Source organism: Duganella aquatilis, assembly GCF_009674565.1.
In the GTDB taxonomy this organism is placed as follows: Bacteria; Pseudomonadota; Gammaproteobacteria; order Burkholderiales; family Burkholderiaceae_D; genus Rugamonas; species Rugamonas aquatilis.
Map to the genome: position 1 here is coordinate 120,009 of NZ_WKJL01000012.1, position 18,380 is coordinate 138,388.

Here is an 18,380-nt window from a genome sequence, read left to right on the forward strand (position 1 = left end):
CCTGTGACTTACGACAGCGATGCCGCTGCGGCGCGCTGTTCGCGGTCCATGTATTCGCGCGACTGCATCTCGACGATACGCGACACGGTGCGGTGGAATTCGTTGGCCATGGCGCCGTTGGTGTACAGCTCCTCCGGCGGCACCTCCGCCGACATCAGCAGCTTCACGCCCTGGTCGTAGAACACGTCGATCAGCCAGGTGAAACGGCGCGCCTCGGACGACATGGCCGCGGACATCATCGGTACCCCGGACAATATCACGGTATGGAAGCGGCTGGCGATTTCCAGGTAATCGTTCTGCGAGCGCGGGCCGCCGCACAGCGTATTGAAGTCGAACCAGATGATGGTGCCGGCGCGGCGCAGCGCGCGGATCTCGCGCGCCTCGATGCGGATCACCGGATCTTCATCGGCGGTTTCGGCCACGCTGGCGTAGGCGTCGCGCAGCGCCTTGTCGGTTTGTGCGTTGAGCGGCGTGTAGTAGGCCTCGACCTGCTCCAGCGCGCGGCCGCGGTAGTCGATGCCGGCGTCGATGTTCATCACGTCCATCTTCTCGTACAGCAGCGCGATGGTGGGCAGGATGCGATCGCGGTGCAGGCCGTCCGGATACAGCAGGTTCGGATCGTAGTTGGAGGTCATGATGAAGGATACGCCGTTGTCGAACAGCGCCTTCAGCAGGTTGTACATGATCATGGCGTCGGCCACGTCCGAGATGTGGAACTCGTCGAAGCAGATCAGCCGGTATTTCTTGGCGACGCGCTTGGCCACTTCGTCCAGCGGGTCGGCCACGCCGCGCAGCTCGTCCAGTTGACGGTGCACGTCGCGCATGAATTCGTGGAAGTGCAGGCGCGTCTTGCGCACCAGCGGCACCACCGAGTAGAAGCTGTCCATCAGGAAGGACTTGCCACGACCGACGCCGCCCCACATGTACACGCCCTTCGGCACGGCCGGGCGGTTGATCAGGCGCTTGAAGGTGCTGGAGCGCTGGCCCTTGTAGGCCAGCCACTCGTCGTAGCACTGCTGCAAACGGGTGATCGCGCGCTGCTGCGCCTCATCAGCCTTGTAGTCGCGCTGGGCCAGCGCGTGGTGGTAGTACTCTTCGACGTTCATGGTTTCAATCTGCGCAAATAAAAACGGCGGGCCATGCTGGCCCGCCCTGCTAGCTACTACAAATCCAGCTTAGAAGTTCAGCGTGCGCTTGTCGATCGCCAGTGCTGCCTCTTTGGTGGCTTCCGACAGCGATGGGTGAGCGTGGCAGATACGCGCGATGTCTTCAGCCGAAGCCTTGAACTCCATCGCTACCACTGCTTCCGAGATCAGCTCCGACGCCATAGGGCCGATGATGTGCACGCCCAGGATTTCGTCGGTGTTGGCGTCCGCCAGGAACTTGACCATGCCCGAGGTGTCGCCCAGCGCGCGTGCGCGGCCGTTCGCCAGGAATGGGAAGGTGCCGGCTTTGTACGCCACGCCTTCGGCCTTCAGGGTCTGCTCGGTTTTGCCGACCCAGGCGATTTCCGGCGAGGTGTAGATCACCCAAGGAATGGTGTTGAAGTTGGTGTGACCGTGCTGGCCGGCGATACGCTCGGCCACGGCAACGCCTTCTTCTTCCGCCTTGTGCGCCAGCATCGGGCCGCGTACCACGTCGCCGATCGCCCATACGCCTGGCAGGTTGGTTTTGCAGTCGCCGTCGACGGCCACGAAGCCGCGCTCGTCCAGCGCCAGGCCGACTTTGTCGGCGGCCAGGCCGTCGGTGTTCGGGGTGCGGCCGATCGAGACGATCAGCTTGTCGAACACGGCGGTGTTGGCTTCGCCCTTGGCGTTGTCGAATTCAACGGTAACGTTGTTGTCACCCTTGGTGACCTTGTTGATCTTGACGCCCAGGTTGATCTTCAGGCCCTGCTTGGTGAACAGCTTGTTGGCTTCCTTGGCGATCTGCTCGTCGACGGCGCCCAGGAAGGTCGGCAGACCTTCCAGCACGGTCACTTCAGCACCCAGACGACGCCATACCGAACCCATTTCCAGGCCGATGACGCCGGCGCCGATCACGCCCAGCTGCTTTGGCACGTCGCCGATGGTCAGCGCGCCGGTGTTCGACAGGATCAGTTTCTCGTCGAATTCCGCGCCTGGCAATGCACGGGCGTTGGAACCGGTGGCGACGATGACTTGCTTGGCGTTGATGGTCTCGTTGGCAGGCGCCGAGATCGTCAGCGGGTAGCCTTCAGCGGTGGCGGCGCCAGCGAACGAGGCGCGACCGTGGAAGAAGGTCACCTTGTTTTTCTTGAACAGGAACAGGATGCCGTCGTTGTTTTGCTTCACAACGGTGTCCTTGCGCTTGATCATTTGCGGCAGGTTCAGCGACAGGCCGGCGACGTCGATGCCGTGGTCCTTGAACGCGTGGCCGGCGTGCTCGTAGTGTTCCGACGATTGCAGCAGCGCTTTCGACGGGATGCAGCCGACGTTGGTGCAGGTGCCGCCTGGCGCCGGGCCGCCCTTTTCATTTTCCCACGCGTCCACGCAAGCAACCGAGAAACCCAGCTGTGCAGCGCGGATGGCGGCAATGTAACCGCCAGGACCGGCGCCGATAACTACTACGTCAAATTGTTTACTCATTTTTTAATTTCCAATCAATTCGTCTTCTGGAACGAAGATCCACAGCAGAATGTAGATGGCGAGACCGAAACCAAAGGTGCAGACGAACAGCACGAACAACAGGCGCCAGATCCACGACTCGACGCCGCTGACGCGGGCCAGGCCGCCGCAGACGCCGCCGAGCCAGCGGTCGGTGCGCGAGCGGCGCAGGCGCCACAGGTCGGCGCCGTCGCCGGGGACCGGACCATTGTTCAGCAGACGGGCCTTGGCGGCCGCGAACTCTTCGTCCGACAGCGCGCCCGCCTGGTGCAGCTCATGCAAACGTTTGATTTCTTCCGCAACGCTCATTCATGATCCTCTTGAGAATTCCCCCGGCCCGCACGGACCGGGGGTCGCGCGAGAATTACAGGTCCAGCAGCAGACGTGCAGGATCTTCCAGCGCTTCCTTCATGGCCACCAGGCCCAGCACGGCTTCGCGGCCGTCGATGATGCGGTGGTCGTAGGACATCGCCAGGTAGTTCATCGGACGAATAACGATCTGGCCGTTTTCCACCACGGCGCGGTCCTTGGTCGCGTGCACGCCCAGGATCGCCGATTGTGGCGGGTTGATGATCGGGGTCGACAGCATGGAGCCGAAGGTGCCGCCGTTCGAGATCGAGAAGGTGCCGCCGGTCAGGTCGTCCAGGGTCAGCTTGCCTTCCTTGGCTTTGGCGCCGAATTCGCCGATTTTCTTCTCGATTTCAGCGATCGACATCTGGTCGGCGTTGCGCAGGATAGGCACCACCAGGCCACGTGGCGAACCGACCGCGATACCGATGTCGAAGTAGCCGTGGTAGACGATGTCGTTGCCGTCAACCGAAGCGTTGATGATCGGGTATTTCTTCAGCGCGGCAACAGCGGCCTTGACGAAGAACGACATGAAGCCCAGCTTGACGCCGTGCTCTTTCTCGAACTTGTCTTTGTACTTGTTGCGCAGTTCCATGACCGGCGCCATGTTCACTTCATTGAACGTGGTCAGGATGGCGTTGGTCGATTGCGACTGGATCAGACGCTCGGCGATACGGGCGCGCAGGCGGCTCATCGGTACGCGCTCTTCCGGACGGTCGCCCAGGTTGGCGGCGGCTGGCGCCGAAACCTGTGCCAGGGCTGGCTTGGCGACTGGCGCGGCCAGTGGCGCAACGGCTGGTGCTTTGGCGCCGGCGGCCAGGGCGTCGCCCTTGGTCACGCGGCCGTCCTTGCCCGAACCGGCGACATCACCAGCGCTCAGGCCTTTTTCCGACAGGATCTTGGCGGCGGCAGGCATCGCCACGTCGCCTTTCGAACCACCGGTTGCGGCAGCTGGTGCGGCGGCTGGTGCAGCGGCGGCTGGAGCTGGCGCGGCAGCAGCGGCGGCAGGAGCGGCAACAGCGGCGCCACCTTCGGTATCGATGATTGCGATCACTTCGTCAGCCACCACGGTGCTGCCGTCGCCCTTGATGATTTCCACCAGGGTACCAGCGGCTGGTGCTGGCAGTTCCAGAACCACTTTGTCAGTTTCGATGTCGATCAGGTTTTCGTCGCGGGTGATGGTGTCGCCGACTTTTTTATGCCAGGTCAGCATGGTTGCTTCTGCGACCGATTCCGACAGCTGAGGAACTTTGACTTCGATTTTTGCCATTGTAAAACTCCGTATATTTTGTTTTTGCGGCGCCGCCCCGCGTAGCAGGACGGCGCTCCGTTCATTGTGTGATTACTTGGTGAGGATGAAGCCCTTCAGCTTCGAGAAGGCGGTTTCCAGCAGCTCTTTCTGTTGAGCGTAGTGCTTGTCGTAGTAACCGACGGCTGGCGATGCCGAGGCTGGACGGCCGGCGTACGCCAGACGTTGGCCAGCTTCCAGGCTCTCGAAGATGTTGTGCTGAATCTGGAACCATGGGCCCTGATTCTGCGGCTCGTCCTGCGCCCACACCACTTCGGCCAGTGCCGGGAACTTTTTCAGTTCGGCAGCGAAAGCCTTGTGCGGGAACGGATACAGCTGCTCGATACGCACGATGGCGGTATCGGTCTGGCCGCGGGTTTTGCGCGCGTTGACCAGGTCGTAGTAGACCTTGCCCGAGCAGGCGATCACGCGTTTGACTTTTTTGGCGTCGATTTTCTCGTCGACTTCACCGATCACGGTTTGGAACGCGCCTTTGGCCAGTTCCGACAGCGGCGAACCGGCGTCCTTGTTACGCAGCAGCGATTTCGGCGTCATGACCACCAGCGGCTTGCGGAACTGACGCACCATCTGACGACGCAGCACGTGGAAGATCTGCGACGCGGTGGTCGGCTGCACCACTTGCATGTTGTTGTCTGCGCACAGCTGCAGGAAACGCTCCGGACGTGCCGACGAGTGCTCCGGCCCCTGGCCTTCGTAGCCGTGCGGCAGCAGCATCACCAGGCCCGAGGCGCGGCCCCACTTCACTTCGCCGGAGCTGATGAATTGGTCGATCACAACCTGGGCGCCGTTGACGAAGTCGCCGAACTGGGCTTCCCAGATGGTCAGGGTGTTCGGTTCGGCGGTCGAGTAGCCGTATTCGAAGCCCAGTACCGCCTCTTCCGACAGCACCGAGTCGATCACGGTGAATGGCGCCTGGCCTTCCGCGATGTTTTGCAGCGGCACGTAGGTGCCGGCATCCCAACGCTCGCGGTTCTGATCGTGCAGCACGGCGTGACGGTGGGTGAAGGTGCCGCGGCCGGCATCCTGGCCGGTCAGGCGGATGGCGTAGCCCGACGATACCAGCGATGCGAAGCCCAGGTGTTCGCCCATGCCCCAGTCCAGGTTGATCTCGCCGCGGCCCATGGCGGCGCGGTCGCCCAGCACTTTTTCAACCAGCGAGTGCACCTTGAAGCCTTCCGGCACGGTGGTGATGCGCGCGGCCAGACGTTTCAGTTCGGTCAGCGGCACGGCGGTGTCGGCGGCGTCGGTCCATTTCTTGTTCAGGAACGGCAGCCAGTCGACCGCGTACTTGTTCTTGAAGTTGGAGATGACTGGATCGACGGTGTGCTTGCCGGCGTCCATGGCGTCGCGGTAAGCGGTTTGCATCTGTTCGCCGCCGTCGGCTGGAATCACGGTCTGCGCCACCAGCTTGTCCGCGTACAGCTTGCGGGTGCCTGGGTGCTGGCCGATTTTCTTGTACATCAGCGGCTGGGTCAGTGCTGGGGTGTCCTGCTCGTTGTGGCCCAGTTTGCGGAAGCAGATGATGTCGACCACGATGTCCTTGCCGAACTCGGTGCGGTAGTCCATCGCGATTTGCGATGCCAGCACGGTGGCTTCAGGATCGTCGGCGTTCACGTGCAGCACCGGTGCTTCGATCATCTTGACGACGTCCGAGCAGTAGATGGTCGAACGGGCGTCGCGTGGGTCGGAGGTGGTGAAACCGATCTGGTTGTTGATGACGATGTGCACCGTGCCGCCGGTGCCGTAGCCACGGGTCTGCGCCAGGTTCAGGGTTTCCATCACAACGCCCTGGCCGGCGAATGCCGCGTCGCCGTGCACCAGGATAGGCAGCACTTGCTTGCCGCCGTGGTCGCCGCGGCGATCCATACGGGCCTTGACCGAACCTTCAACCACCGGGTTGACGATTTCCAGGTGCGATGGGTTGAACGCCAGCGACAGGTGGACCGGACCGCCAACGGTCGAGATGTCCGACGAGAAGCCCTGGTGGTATTTGACGTCGCCAGCCGGCAGGTCGTCGCCGTGCTTGCCTTCGAATTCTTCGAACAGGTCTTTGGGCGCCTTGCCCAGGGTGTTGACCAGCACGTTCAGACGGCCGCGGTGGGCCATGCCGATAACGATCTCCTGCACGCCTTTTTCACCGGCGCGCTGGATGATTTCGTCGATCGAGGCGATGAAGGTTTCGCCGCCTTCCAGCGAGAAGCGCTTCTGGCCGACGTACTTGGTGTGGAGGTAGCGCTCCAGGCCTTCGGCAGCGGTCAGACGCTCCAGGATGTGTTTTTTCTTTTCCGGGGTGAAGTTCGCGGTCGAGCGGATCGACTCCAGGCGCTCCTGCAGCCAGCGTTTTTCGGCCGGATCGGAAATGTACATGTACTCTGCGCCGATCGAACGGGTGTAGGTGTCGCGCAGGAAGTTGATCAGGTCGCGAAGGGTCGCGGTCTCTGGACCAAAGTAGGTATTGCTGACGTTGAACACGGTGTCCATGTCGGCATCGGTGAAGCCGTAGAAGCTAGGCTCCAGCTCGGGAATGCTTGGACGCTCCTGGCGTTGCAGCGGGTCCAGATTGGCCCAGCGCGAACCCAGATAGCGGTAGGCGGCGATCAGCTGCGTGACGGCGACGCGCTTGCGGCCCATTTCGGCGTCGGCCGAGGCGGTAACGGTGCGGATCGGTCCGGCTTTCGCGCGTTCGGCGAAGGAGGCGATCACGGAGGCGTGGGCGACGTCCGGTTTGTTGGAACCATCGACGGCCGGCACATGTTGCATGGCGTCGAAGTAGGCGCGCCAGTTGTCTGGCACCGAGCCTGGGTTGTTCAGATACGCTTCGTACAGTTCTTCAACGTACGGGGCGTTCCCACCAAACAGGTAGGAGTTGGACGTATATTGTTGCATCATTCTTGCTCACCTTTCTTCGCGTTTCGCGAGGAATTAGCGGGTTAGTCTAACCTTCCGCGACACGGCCTGACCGGTTAGCGGATTGCACATCAAGTTGTGGGGGAAGGGCTTTTGTTCGGGTCTTACCTAAAACAGGTCCTTCAGCATAGCACCGGTATTGTATCCCAACAATGATTTGTGCGACAAAGTCTGGCTAAATCTTTCGCCGTTAATCTTAACTTAAGCCGCGCCGCTGCTTGCTTTGGAAGCGGGTTAGCAATATGTCCAGCATGGCGCGCAGCGCCGGCGGCAGGTGCTGGCGCGAGGTATAAATCCCGTAGATCCCCATACTTAAGGGAGTGTATCCAGGAAGCAACGCTATCAGCTTGCCGGCGGCGATCAGCGGCGCGGCGCTGTACAGCGGTTGCAGCGCGATGCCGCCGCCCTGCTCGGCCGCCTTCAGCAGGATGAAGTCCTCGTTGGCCGACAGATTGCCGCTGACCGGCACCGACAGGGCCGCGCCCTGGGCATCCGTGAATTGCCACAGGCTTTTGCCGAAATAGGTGTAGGTCAGGCAGTTATGGCCGGCCAAGTCCTGCGGCTGCCGCGGCGTGCCGTGCTGCTGCAGGTAGTCCGGCGCGGCGCAGACCACCGAGTCGCACACGCCCAGCTGGCGCGCGATCAGGTTCGGCTCCAGCGTGTTGGTGACGCGCAGCGCCAGGTCGATGCGCTCCTCGATCAGGTTGACGGTCCGGTTGCTCATCTGCAGATCGACCGCCGTGCGCGGGTAGCGCTGCAGGAATTCGCTGACCGCGTCCAGCAGTTCGGCCTGCGCCAGCGCCTGCGAGCAGGTGATGCGCAGCAGGCCCTTGGGCGTGTCGGCGTCGTCGCCAAGCGCCACCGCCATGTCGTCGGCCACCTCCAGCATTCGGCGGCAGCGTGCCAGCGTGACGTCGCCGGCGTCGGTCAGGCTCAGGCGCCGGGTGCTCCGGTGCAGCAGGCGGGCGCCGGCCCACTCCTCCATCTCGGCCAGATAGCGGGTGACCATGGCGCGCGACATGTCCAGCGCTTCGGCGGCGGCGATCATGCTGCCGCGTTCGGCAATGCTGACAAACACCCGCGCGGCGGTAATGCGATCCATTGATTCGTCCGATTTATGCAATTAACAAAGCCAGATTACCGTATTTTTCTATCGGATCGAGAAATTTAAGATGGCGTCATTCTTACTTATCTGGAGTGACCATGTTCAAACAAGCCTTGTTGACCGCCGCCCTGACCGCCTCGTTCGCCGCCCAGGCCGCGCCGCTCAAACTGGATGTCTTCAATCCCGGCGAAGCGGCCATCTTCCCGGTGGCGTCGGTGATCGTCAGCGGCGACAAGGACGCGGTGCTGATCGACGCCCAGTTCTCGCGCGGCGAGGCGCTCAAGCTGGCCGAGCGCATCCGCGCCAGCGGCAAGCACCTGACCACCGTCTACATCAGCCACGACGACCCGGACTACTACTTCGGCCTGGACGTGATCCACGCCGCCTTCCCGGACGCGAAGATCGTCGCCCAGCCGCAGGTGATCGCCGGCATCGAGCGCAAGAAAGCCGCCAAGATCGCCTACTGGGGCCCGATCCTGAAGGACAACGCGCCGCACGAAGTCATCGTGCCACAGCCGCTGAAAGGCAAGACCATCACGCTGGAAGGCCAGAAGCTGGACATCGACAAGGACTACGTCTGGGTGCCATCAATCAAGGCGGTGGTGGGCGGCGTGGCCGTGTTCAACGGCCTGCACGTATGGACCGCCGACTCGCAGACGCCGGCATCGCGCAAGCAATGGCTGTCGACGCTGGACCGCATCGCGGCGCTGAAGCCGGCCACCGTGGTTCCCGGACACTTCACGCCGGGCCTGCCGCTGACGCCGGAATCGGTGAACTACACCCGCGACTACCTGGTCAAGTTTGAAGCCGAAACCGCCAAGGCCGCCAACTCGGCCGCGCTGATCGCACGAATGAAAGAGCTCTATCCAAACGCCGGCCTGGAAAGCGCGCTGGACATCAGCGCCATGGTGGCCAAGGGTGAAATGAAGTGGTGATACAGGTGGCAATGTAAGCGTGGCCGCGGCGGCGAAGTGATACACTGCGCCGTCGTTCTCTACCGCTACATCCCATGCATACCCTGGAGCAGTTGCGCAGCGGCGCGCTGGCCGGCGCTCAGCGCCTGACCTTCCGCTGCGGCCTTACCGAATTCCCGCGTGAAATCTATACGCTGGCCGACAGCCTGGAAATCCTCGACCTTACCGGCAATGCGCTGTCGTCGCTGCCGGATGATCTGTACCGGCTGCACAAGCTGCGCATCATCTTCTGCTCGGACAATCAGTTCACCGAACTGCCGGCGGCGCTGGGCGCATGCCCGGCGCTGACCATGGTTGGCTTCAAGGCCAACCGCATCCGTCACGTGCCGGCCGCTTCGCTGCCTGCTGCGCTGCGCTGGCTGGTACTGACCGATAACGAGATCGAAGAACTGCCGGCCGCGCTGGGCGGGCGTCCGCAACTGCAAAAGCTGATGCTGGCCGGGAACCGCCTGCGCGCCCTACCCGCCTCCATGGCGCAGCTGCACAAGCTGGAACTGCTGCGCATCGCCAGCAACCAGCTGGGCGCGCTGCCGGACTGGCTGCCGTCGCTGCCGCGCCTGACCTGGCTGGCCTACGCCGGCAATCCATTCAGCGAGCAGCGCGAAGACGCGCTGGCCCACACGCCATCCACCGCGATAAGCTGGCCGGTTCTGGCGCTGCGCGACAAGCTCGGGGAAGGCGCCTCCGGCGTCATCTACCGCGCCGACTGGCAGCACGATGACGCAGCGACGCCGGTCGCCGTCAAACTGTTTAAAGGCGCCATGACCAGCGACGGCTCGCCGCTGAGCGAAATGGCGGCCTGCCTCGGCGCCGGCGCGCATCCGAACCTGATTCCGGTGCTCGGCCACGTCGAAGACCATCCCGAGGACGCTCACGGCCTGGTCATGTCGCTGATTCCGCCCGAATTCCACAACCTGGCCGGCCCACCCAGCCTGAACAGCTGCACCCGCGACATCTACGACGCCAGCAAACGCTTCGACCTGCCGACCGCGCTGTCGATCGCGCGCGGCATCGCCTCGGCCGCCGCGCAGCTGCACGGCCACGGCATCATGCATGGCGACCTCTACGGCCACAACATCCTGCACGACGATCACGGCCACACCCTGCTGGGCGACTTCGGCGCCGCCTCGTTCTACGATCCGGCCGGCCCGCAAGCCGTCGCGCTGCAAACGCTGGAAGTGCGCGCCTTCGGCAACCTGCTGGAAGAACTGCTGGACCGCTGCGACAACGCGCCGCCGGCATTGCGTCAATTGCAAGCCGCCTGCCAGCAAGGCGGCCCGCGCTTCGCCGCGATCAAAGAACAGCTAGACAATCCATTCTAGATATTTTATTCTACATCCATGAGTACCCCGAACCTGCCCAAACCGACCGCCGCCGAACTGGAGATGCTGCGCCTGCTGTTCGCGCTCGGCCCCGCCACGGCGCGGCAAGTGCACGAAGCGGCACTGGAAACGCGTCCCGACGCCAACTACGCCACCGTGCTGCGCGTACTGCAAATCATGCACACCAAGGGCCTGCTGAACCGCGACGAAAGTCAGCGCGCCCACGTCTACTCGCCGGTGCAGGAACAGGACTCGGTCCAGACCAACCTGCTGAAAGACCTGATCCAGAAAGCCTTCGCCGGTTCCGGCAAAGCCCTGGTCCTGGCCGCTCTGCGCGGCGGCCACGTCAGCAAAAAAGAACGCGAAGAAATCCAGGCCTTGCTGGATCAGGAAAAGTAATCCGGCGGCCGTTACAATGGCGCTCTTTCCACTGCGCGCCACATCATGAACAACCGCTTCAACTCCTGGCCTGAACAAGCCCATCCCGTCCTGGCCGTTATGCTGGCGGTCGCGATCTGCGCCGTGCCTGTCCTGCTGCCGCACTTCAGCCTCGGCGACCTGCCGGCCAATCTGTTTGCCTACGTGTTCTGCTGTGTGCTGGTGTACCCGATCGCCGCGCTGTTGCGCCATCGCATCACCAGCCTGCCAGCGATCTGGGGCGTCGCCGCGCTGTTTTTGCTGGCGGCGTGCTTTTATCACACCAATATCATCGCTGAAACCGCCAATAGCGCATGGCCGCAGCGGCGCGACGTCACGCTGGACAAGTTCCTGTACAACCTGCCGCAACTGACCTTGGGCGTGCTGGCCTGGTGGGCGCTGGTGCTAAGACCGGACCACCGCAACCGGAGAATGTGATAATCTTTTTCCAAGCCAACTTCATGTAGCGCCATGACGCACAAAGCCCGCACCAACCGCCGCCAGACCGTCAGCCATCCCGCCACATTGACGATGACCGACGAAACGCGCCATGAAGTCCATACGCTGGACCTGTCGCACGGCGGCATCAGCCTGCAGACGGAGAGCCAGATCCGGCTGGCGCAATACTGCGCGGTATCCTTCAAGGTGCAGCTGGGCGACACCGACCACAAGGTGCTGGCCATGGGCCAGGTGGTCTACAGTGATCCCGACGCCGAACTCGGCTTCAAGACCGGCGTCCAATTCCTCCGCATCGACGACGACAGCCGCGCCGTCTTCCATCAGCTTCTGCAGGAAAGCCAAGGCTAGCAAGTCACTGCCGCGCACCTATGAAGATCCTGGAATTTGTCGCACTCACCTTTTCACCCCAACTGCCGGACGGGCGGTACGTCTTTCGACCATGGGGCGCTCGTGGCCCGTGCTATTTGCTGTCGGCACAGCAGCGTGCTGCTCGCGCCTGGATTCAACTCGCGCTCTACGGCGCGGCCCTCGGCGGGCTCTGGTTCCTCCCTTTGATTGCTGACACCATGCAGGATCTGGTCATCTTCTGTGTGACCTTCATGCTGCTTAATTACGTTTTATTCTGGTTGTTTTCGTTAGGCCTGCCAACGACGGAAAAGCCGCCCCGTCCGACTCCAGAGCAACGGCGCACGGCGATGGCAGCAATTTCCCGCTCTGTTGGCCGTCCGGTACTCAGGGTACTCCTGGTCATTTCTTGCCTGTTCGTGTGCGCTGGCGGCGCCATGGCTTTCTTCCTGGATGAGTGGATTACTGGCCTGCTGTGTCTATTGTTCTTCGGCGCGTGTGCGGCGACTTTCCGATGGCAGCTTTCGCTCCTCTGATATTTTTCGTCGCGTTGACAGCATTGCCGCTTTCGACATGGTCCCAATTGAGATGCCGCATGTGATTCCCGAGATAGCTTCAACATACCTGGACGCTAGCAATAATGAGCTTGGTCGAGTTCCCAAATAAAGACGACAGTGCACCATGGCAGAGGTTGAAGATGATTCAGCAGACTCCTTGTTTGCTTCAGGTATCGCGTGTAGTTCCAGGTAGGCGCGGATGCGCCGGAGCATTAGTGCAGAAACCACGGCACGCACCTCCGTCGGGTCGTGCCCAAGATTGAGCATCAGCCGCGCATGCTGTGCCAGCAGCTTTTCATACGCGTGGATATTCTGTATTTCCGTACTTTCATTGCGTAGACGTTCTGACCTTCGGCGCTCCTCCAGCAGGATTAAATGCGATACTAAGTTGCTCACCCGGCCAGCGAATGAGCTCAACGCGCCTGCCGACGCGAGAAGTCTGCGGATCAGGAAAGACAGAATGTCCATCGTCAAACACGCTCATGCATCCTCACCCGGTTCGGCTGCTCATGTTGTTGAGCCTTCTTTACCAATTGCTCCAATGTCGGACATCCCAAGTCGTCATACAGACCGGGATCTTCAACTGGCTGACCTAGCTCCAACGCCAGCCGCTCAACAAGACGGGCAACCAGCAGTTCGGATTCGTCCAGCGTGAGGCCTGGAAGTCGGGGGATGCTGAATAGTGTGCCGTCTTCCATGCCCAGCGGAAGCTTGGCTGCGGCGTCTGACAGTTCTTTGATCTGCGCTGGCGTCAGGCCACAGCGCAAGAGCCTCGGCTCCATATGCGAAATGTCCATCACTTGCTCTCCATAACGGTTATGGATAAGGCTTGGACTGCCGGTCCGGCAGCAAGTTCCGGCAATGGACGAAAAAAAACGGGCCGAAGCCCGTTTTTTATTTGCTGCGCCTAAGCGTCGATTAACGCTTGTCCAGCGGTGGCACGTCGCGCACGGTGGCGCCGACGAACAGTTGGCGTGGACGGCCGATTTTTTGCTCCGGATCGGCGATCATTTCGTTCCACTGGGCGATCCAGCCGATGGTACGCGCCATCGCAAAGATGCCGGTGAACAGCGACACTGGAATGCCCAGCGCCGATTGCACGATGCCCGAGTAGAAGTCGACGTTCGGGTACAGCTTGCGCGAGACGAAGTATTCGTCGTTCAGTGCAATCTTTTCCAGTTCCATCGCCAGCTTGAACAGCGGGTCGTCTTGCAGACCCAGCTCGTTCAGCACTTCGTAGCAGGTTTCGCGCATCAGCTTCGCACGTGGGTCGAAGTTTTTGTAGACGCGGTGACCGAAGCCCATCAGCTTGACGCCGGAGTTCTTGTCTTTCACCTGGGCGATGAAGGCAGGAATGTTCTCGACAGTGCCGATTTCCTTCAGCATGTTCAGGGCCGCTTCGTTGGCGCCGCCGTGGGCAGGGCCCCACAGGCAGGCGATACCGGCAGCGATACAGGCGAACGGATTCGCGCCCGACGAACCGGCCAGACGCACGGTCGAGGTCGATGCATTTTGCTCGTGGTCCGCGTGCAGCAGCAGGATGCGGTCCAGTGCGCGCACCAGCACGTCGTTGACTTTGTACTCTTCGCATGGATTGCCGAACATCATGCGCATGAAGTTGGCCGAGTACGACAGGTCGTTGCGTGGGTACATGAACGGCTGGCCGATCGAGTACTTGTAGGCCATCGCCACCAGGGTTGGCATCTTGGCGATCAGGCGGATCGCGGAGATCTCGCGCTGTTCAGCGTCATTGATGTCCAGCGAATCGTGGTAGAACGAGGCCAGCGCGCCGACGGTGCCGACCAGCACCGACATCGGGTGCGCGTCGCGACGGAAACCGCGGAAGAAGAATTGCATCTGCTCGTGCACCATGGTGTGCTTGCCGACGGTCTCGACGAATTCTTTTTTCTGTTGCGCGTTCGGCAGTTCGCCGTTCAGCAGCAGGTAGCACGATTCCATGAAGTCGGCGTTGACGGCCAGCTGTTCGATCGGGTAGCCGCGGTACTGCAGCTCGCCCTTGTCGCCGTCGATGTAGGTGATCGACGAATTGCACGATGCGGTCGACATGAAGCCCGGGTCGTAGGTGAACTTGCCGGTCGCGCCGTACAGTTTACGGATGTCGACCACGTCTGGACCGACGGTGCCTTTGTAGATCGGGAATTCGACCGATGGGCTGCCATCGGAGAACGAGAGAGTGGCTTTGTTATCAGAGATATTCATGGACTCTTCCTTCTTGGAGAGATGATGCAAATAAAAGAAACTGGGTGTGTACTACGCCAGGCGCAATCGCTGCAACAACGCATGCACGTGCGGCAGGTCGGTCTCGCCTTCCGGCTCTTTACGGGCCAGTACCAGATCCATCAGGGCATTGTCCGACAAGTCGAGGAGCCGCGTGAATGCGTCCACTTCCTCGTCGGTCAATTCGGTTTCATGCGCATCCAGAAAACGGGTGAGGATGATGTCGTTTTCCAGCAGACCCCGGCGCGAGCGCCAGCGCAGGCGGGCACGGTTGGCTGGGTCGGACTGATGCGCGGAATGATTCGTTTCAATCATAGTTTTGCTACTTTACACAAAAACGGGCGGCGCTGTTGTCGCCGCCCGTGTGCGCGTTAAATTGCGCGGCGTACCATCAGCTCTTTGATTTTGCCGATCGCCTTGTTCGGGTTCAGACCCTTAGGGCAGACATCGACGCAGTTCATGATCGAGTGGCAACGGAACAGGCGGTACGGGTCTTCCAGGTTGTCCAGACGCGCGCCGGTGGCTTCGTCGCGCGAGTCGGCGATGAAGCGGTAGGCTTGCAGCAGGCCGGCAGGACCGACGAACTTGTCCGGATTCCACCAGAACGACGGGCACGAGGTCGAGCAGCACGCGCACAGGATGCACTCGTACAGGCCGTCGAGCTCTTCGCGTTCCGCCGGCGACTGCAGGCGTTCCTTTTCAGGACGGATCGAATCGTTGATCAGGTAAGGCTTGACCGAGTCGTACTGCTTGAAGAACTGGGTCATGTCGACGATCAGGTCGCGGATCACCGGCAGGCCTGGCAGCGGACGCAGCACGATAGGCTCGGTCAGCTCGTTCAGGTTGGTGGTGCAGGCCAGGCCGTTCTTGCCGTTGATGTTCATCGCGTCGGAACCGCACACGCCTTCGCGGCACGAGCGGCGCAGGGCCAGCGAGTCATCCACGTCCGACTTGATGCGCTGCAGCGCGTCCAGCAGCATCTTGTCGGTGTCTTTCAACTCGACAGTGACGTCCTGCATGTACGGTTTGGCGTCCTGGTCCGGATCGTAACGGTAAATTTTCAGTTTAAGAGTGCGTGCCATGTTATATAGCCTTAGAAAGTACGTGGTTTCGGTTTGAAGGTATCAACCGTCAGCGGCTTGGTCACGACTGCCTTGTAATCCAGGCGGTTGCCTTCCGAGAACCACAGCGTGTGCTTCATCCAGTTGTCGTCGTCGCGGTGCGGGTAATCGTCGTGGGCGTGGGCGCCGCGCGATTCCTTGCGGGCCGCCGCCGAGGTGATGGTGGCTTTCGCGGTTTCGATCAGGTTGTCCAGTTCCAGCGCTTCGACGCGGGCGGTGTTGAACACTTTCGACTTGTCCTTGAACGAGACGTGCTTGCGGCGCTCGTCCAGCTTCATGATCTCTTCGACGCCCTTGTTCAGCATCTCGTCGGTACGGAACACGCCGCAGTATTTCTGCATCGTGGCGCGGATGTCGTTGGCGACGCCCTGCACTTTTTCGGTGCCGGTCGAGGTTTCCAGCTTGTTCAGGCGGTTCAGCGCGAAGTCAGCGGCATCCTTCGGCAGCGGTTTGTTTTCCTTCTGCTTCAGGTTCGACGCCACCACGTGGTTGCCGGCCGCGCGGCCGAACACCACCAGGTCCAGCAGCGAGTTGGTGCCCAGGCGGTTGGCGCCGTGCACCGACACGCAGGCGCATTCGCCGATCGCGTACAGGCCGTTGACGATCTTCTGCGAACCGTCGGCGCCCGGGGTGACGACCTGGCCGTGGATGTTGGTCGGAATACCGCCCATCTGGTAGTGAATCGTCGGCACGACCGGGATTGGTTCCTTGGTGGCGTCGACGTTGGCGAACTTGTGGCCGATTTCCAGAATCGACGGCAGGCGCTTCTCGATGGTGTCCTTGCCGATGTGGCGCAGGTCCAGCATCACGTGGTCCTTGTTCGGACCGCAGCCGCGGCCTTCCTTGATCTCCTGGTCCATCGAACGCGACACGAAGTCGCGCGGCGCCAGATCCTTCAGCGTCGGCGCATAGCGCTCCATGAAGCGTTCGCCTTCGGAGTTGATCAGGATACCGCCCTCGCCGCGCACGCCCTCGGTAATCAGGACGCCGGCGCCGGCCACGCCGGTCGGGTGGAACTGCCAGAACTCCATGTCCTGCAGCGGCAGGCCGGCGCGTGCCGCCATGCCCATGCCGTCGCCGGTGTTGATGAAGGCGTTGGTGGACGCGGCGAAGATACGGCCGGCGCCGCCGGTGGCGAAGATGGTGGTCTTGGCTTCCAGGATCATGGTTTCGCCGGTTTCCATTTCCAGCGCGACCACGCCGACCACGTCGCCTTCGGCGTCGCGGATCAGGTCCAGCGCCATCCATTCGACGAAGAAGTGGGTGCGGGCGCGAACGTTGCGCTGGTACAGCGTGTGCAGCAGGGCGTGGCCGGTACGGTCCGCCGCGGCGCAGGCGCGCTGCACGGCTTTTTCACCGAAGTTGGCGGTGTGGCCGCCGAACGGACGCTGGTAGATGGTGCCGTCCGGGTTGCGGTCGAACGGCATGCCGAAGTGTTCCAGCTCGTAGACGACCTTCGGTGCTTCGCGGCACATGAATTCGATCGCATCCTGGTCGCCCAGGTAGTCGCCGCCCTTGACGGTGTCGAACATGTGCCAGAACCAGTTGTCTTCGGCCATATTGCCCAGCGAGGCGCCGATGCCGCCCTGCGCCGCCACGGTGTGCGAGCGGGTCGGGAAGACTTTGGAGAGCACCGCGACGTTCAGGCCGGCTTCGGCCAGTTGCAGCGATGCGCGCATGCCGGAGCCGCCGGCGCCGACGATGACCGCGTCAAAGCGGCGGGTTGGAATTCCAGATTTAATAGCTGCCACGATTACACACTCCAGATAATTTGAATCGACCACACGGCGCAGCCGATCAGCCAGGCGACGGTGGCCATTTGCAGGGTGAGGCGGAGGCCAACGGGTTTCACGTAGTCCATCCAGACGTCACGCATGCCAACCCAGGCGTGGTAGAACAGGCCGATCAGCGTCACGGCGCTGACCAGTTTGAACCACTGCTGGGCGAACAGGCCGGCCCAGCCTTCATAGGTGAAGTTCTGACCGGTGAGGAAGGCGATCAGCAGGGTCGCGGTGTACAGCACCATCAGCACGGCGGTGACGCGTTGCGCCAGCCAGTCGCGCATGCCGTAGTGGGCGCCTACGACGCGGCGTTTAGGACCGATATTGTTGTTAGTGGCCATCTCAGAATACTCCAAACAGTTTCAGTGCGACCAGCGCGGTCAGGACCAGGCTGATGACCAGCACGGTGGCGGACGACTTGCGCGCCGAATCCTTGTCCAGGCCGATGTGCAGGTCCATCACCAGGTGGCGTACGCCGGCGCAGAAGTGGTGGAAGAAACCCCAGACCAGGGCCAGGATGATCAGCTTGACCAGCGGGTAGGTCACGAAACCTTCGTAATACGCGAAAGAGATCTCGGAACGCAGACTATTCTGCAAGAGATACAGCACGAACGGCAGCAGCACGAACATCAGGACACCGGAGATGCGGTGCAGGATGGACACGATGGCAGCCAGTGGCATGCGGTAGTTGGACAGTTCAGTAACATGAATGTTGGTGAACTTCGGCCGTTCTTTTTTAGGGGCTTCCCTTACGGCTTCTGACATAACAAGACCTCCTCAGGCTAAAACAAAAATTTGGTGAGACTGCGATTTTCGCCGATTCCACTCTAACAACCAATATCTATTGTTACATAGAATAAAAATAGTGGTCGG

The 18,380-nt window shown here is 61.6% G+C and carries 19 protein-coding genes; 6 read left to right on the forward strand and 13 right to left on the reverse strand.

Annotated features, from left to right (window positions below):
* Positions 1 to 8: 8 nt before the first annotated feature.
* The 6 genes from zapE to GJ698_RS17125 form a co-directional block, all read right to left on the reverse strand.
* Positions 9 to 1,106 (reverse strand): cell division protein ZapE, encoded by a 1,098-nt coding sequence (gene zapE, locus GJ698_RS17100; RefSeq protein WP_154359066.1) that lies wholly within the window; start codon positions 1,104 to 1,106, stop codon positions 9 to 11.
* A 69-nt stretch (positions 1,107 to 1,175) separates the two neighbouring features.
* Positions 1,176 to 2,606, reverse strand: coding sequence for a dihydrolipoyl dehydrogenase (gene lpdA, locus GJ698_RS17105; protein WP_154359067.1), 1,431 nt, complete (start codon positions 2,604 to 2,606; stop codon positions 1,176 to 1,178).
* Positions 2,607 to 2,609: 3 nt separating this feature from the next.
* Complete coding sequence (locus GJ698_RS17110) at positions 2,610 to 2,933, reverse strand: PspC domain-containing protein (protein ID WP_154359068.1); 324 nt, start codon at positions 2,931 to 2,933, stop codon at positions 2,610 to 2,612.
* A 55-nt stretch (positions 2,934 to 2,988) separates the two neighbouring features.
* Positions 2,989 to 4,242 carry a 2-oxoglutarate dehydrogenase complex dihydrolipoyllysine-residue succinyltransferase gene (gene odhB / locus GJ698_RS17115; protein WP_154359069.1) on the reverse strand — a complete coding sequence of 418 codons (1,254 nt, stop codon included), beginning with the start codon at positions 4,240 to 4,242 and terminating at the stop codon, positions 2,989 to 2,991.
* Positions 4,243 to 4,314: 72 nt separating this feature from the next.
* A complete protein-coding gene (locus GJ698_RS17120; protein ID WP_154359070.1) occupies positions 4,315 to 7,170 on the reverse strand; it encodes a 2-oxoglutarate dehydrogenase E1 component in 2,856 nt (951 codons plus the stop codon).
* 214 nt (positions 7,171 to 7,384) lie between these two features.
* Complete coding sequence (locus tag GJ698_RS17125) at positions 7,385 to 8,290, reverse strand: LysR family transcriptional regulator (RefSeq protein ID WP_154359071.1); 906 nt, start codon at positions 8,288 to 8,290, stop codon at positions 7,385 to 7,387.
* A gap of 101 nt (positions 8,291 to 8,391) precedes the next feature.
* On the opposite strand from GJ698_RS17125, the gene GJ698_RS17130 reads away from it, so the two are divergent.
* From GJ698_RS17130 to GJ698_RS17155, 6 genes are all read left to right on the forward strand, one after another.
* The gene (locus tag GJ698_RS17130; protein ID WP_154359072.1) at positions 8,392 to 9,228 is read left to right on the forward strand and encodes an MBL fold metallo-hydrolase; all 837 of its coding nucleotides are present in this window, start codon (positions 8,392 to 8,394) and stop codon (positions 9,226 to 9,228) included.
* 74 nt (positions 9,229 to 9,302) lie between these two features.
* The gene (locus tag GJ698_RS17135; RefSeq protein WP_154359073.1) at positions 9,303 to 10,589 is read left to right on the forward strand and encodes a leucine-rich repeat-containing protein kinase family protein; all 1,287 of its coding nucleotides are present in this window, start codon (positions 9,303 to 9,305) and stop codon (positions 10,587 to 10,589) included.
* Between the two features lie 18 nt (positions 10,590 to 10,607).
* On the forward strand, positions 10,608 to 10,988 hold the full coding sequence (locus tag GJ698_RS17140) for a BlaI/MecI/CopY family transcriptional regulator (RefSeq protein WP_154359074.1): 381 nt from the start codon (positions 10,608 to 10,610) through the stop codon (positions 10,986 to 10,988).
* A gap of 45 nt (positions 10,989 to 11,033) precedes the next feature.
* Positions 11,034 to 11,444: a hypothetical protein gene (locus GJ698_RS17145; protein ID WP_154359075.1), complete on the forward strand. Its 411-nt coding sequence runs from the start codon at positions 11,034 to 11,036 to the stop codon at positions 11,442 to 11,444.
* A 33-nt stretch (positions 11,445 to 11,477) separates the two neighbouring features.
* Positions 11,478 to 11,813 carry a PilZ domain-containing protein gene (locus tag GJ698_RS17150; RefSeq protein ID WP_154359076.1) on the forward strand — a complete coding sequence of 112 codons (336 nt, stop codon included), beginning with the start codon at positions 11,478 to 11,480 and terminating at the stop codon, positions 11,811 to 11,813.
* A 20-nt stretch (positions 11,814 to 11,833) separates the two neighbouring features.
* Positions 11,834 to 12,346, forward strand: coding sequence for a hypothetical protein (locus tag GJ698_RS17155; protein WP_154359077.1), 513 nt, complete (start codon positions 11,834 to 11,836; stop codon positions 12,344 to 12,346).
* 491 nt (positions 12,347 to 12,837) lie between these two features.
* On the opposite strand, the gene GJ698_RS17160 is transcribed toward GJ698_RS17155, so the two are convergent.
* From GJ698_RS17160 to sdhC, 7 genes are all read right to left on the reverse strand, one after another.
* Complete coding sequence (locus tag GJ698_RS17160; RefSeq protein WP_154359078.1) at positions 12,838 to 13,164, reverse strand: polysaccharide deacetylase family protein; 327 nt, start codon at positions 13,162 to 13,164, stop codon at positions 12,838 to 12,840.
* A 121-nt stretch (positions 13,165 to 13,285) separates the two neighbouring features.
* Positions 13,286 to 14,587 (reverse strand): citrate synthase, encoded by a 1,302-nt coding sequence (gene gltA / locus GJ698_RS17165; RefSeq protein WP_154359079.1) that lies wholly within the window; start codon positions 14,585 to 14,587, stop codon positions 13,286 to 13,288.
* A 51-nt stretch (positions 14,588 to 14,638) separates the two neighbouring features.
* On the reverse strand, positions 14,639 to 14,920 hold the full coding sequence (locus tag GJ698_RS17170; RefSeq protein ID WP_154359080.1) for an FAD assembly factor SdhE: 282 nt from the start codon (positions 14,918 to 14,920) through the stop codon (positions 14,639 to 14,641).
* A 56-nt stretch (positions 14,921 to 14,976) separates the two neighbouring features.
* Positions 14,977 to 15,687, reverse strand: coding sequence for a succinate dehydrogenase iron-sulfur subunit (locus GJ698_RS17175; protein ID WP_154359081.1), 711 nt, complete (start codon positions 15,685 to 15,687; stop codon positions 14,977 to 14,979).
* 11 nt (positions 15,688 to 15,698) lie between these two features.
* A complete protein-coding gene (gene sdhA / locus GJ698_RS17180) occupies positions 15,699 to 17,477 on the reverse strand; it encodes a succinate dehydrogenase flavoprotein subunit (RefSeq protein WP_371865357.1) in 1,779 nt (592 codons plus the stop codon).
* Positions 17,478 to 17,479: 2 nt separating this feature from the next.
* Positions 17,480 to 17,848, reverse strand: a complete 369-nt coding sequence (gene sdhD, locus GJ698_RS17185; RefSeq protein WP_154359082.1) for a succinate dehydrogenase, hydrophobic membrane anchor protein — start codon at positions 17,846 to 17,848, stop codon at positions 17,480 to 17,482.
* 1 nt (position 17,849) lies between these two features.
* Positions 17,850 to 18,272, reverse strand: coding sequence for a succinate dehydrogenase, cytochrome b556 subunit (gene sdhC / locus GJ698_RS17190; RefSeq protein ID WP_154359083.1), 423 nt, complete (start codon positions 18,270 to 18,272; stop codon positions 17,850 to 17,852).
* Positions 18,273 to 18,380 lie beyond the last annotated feature (108 nt).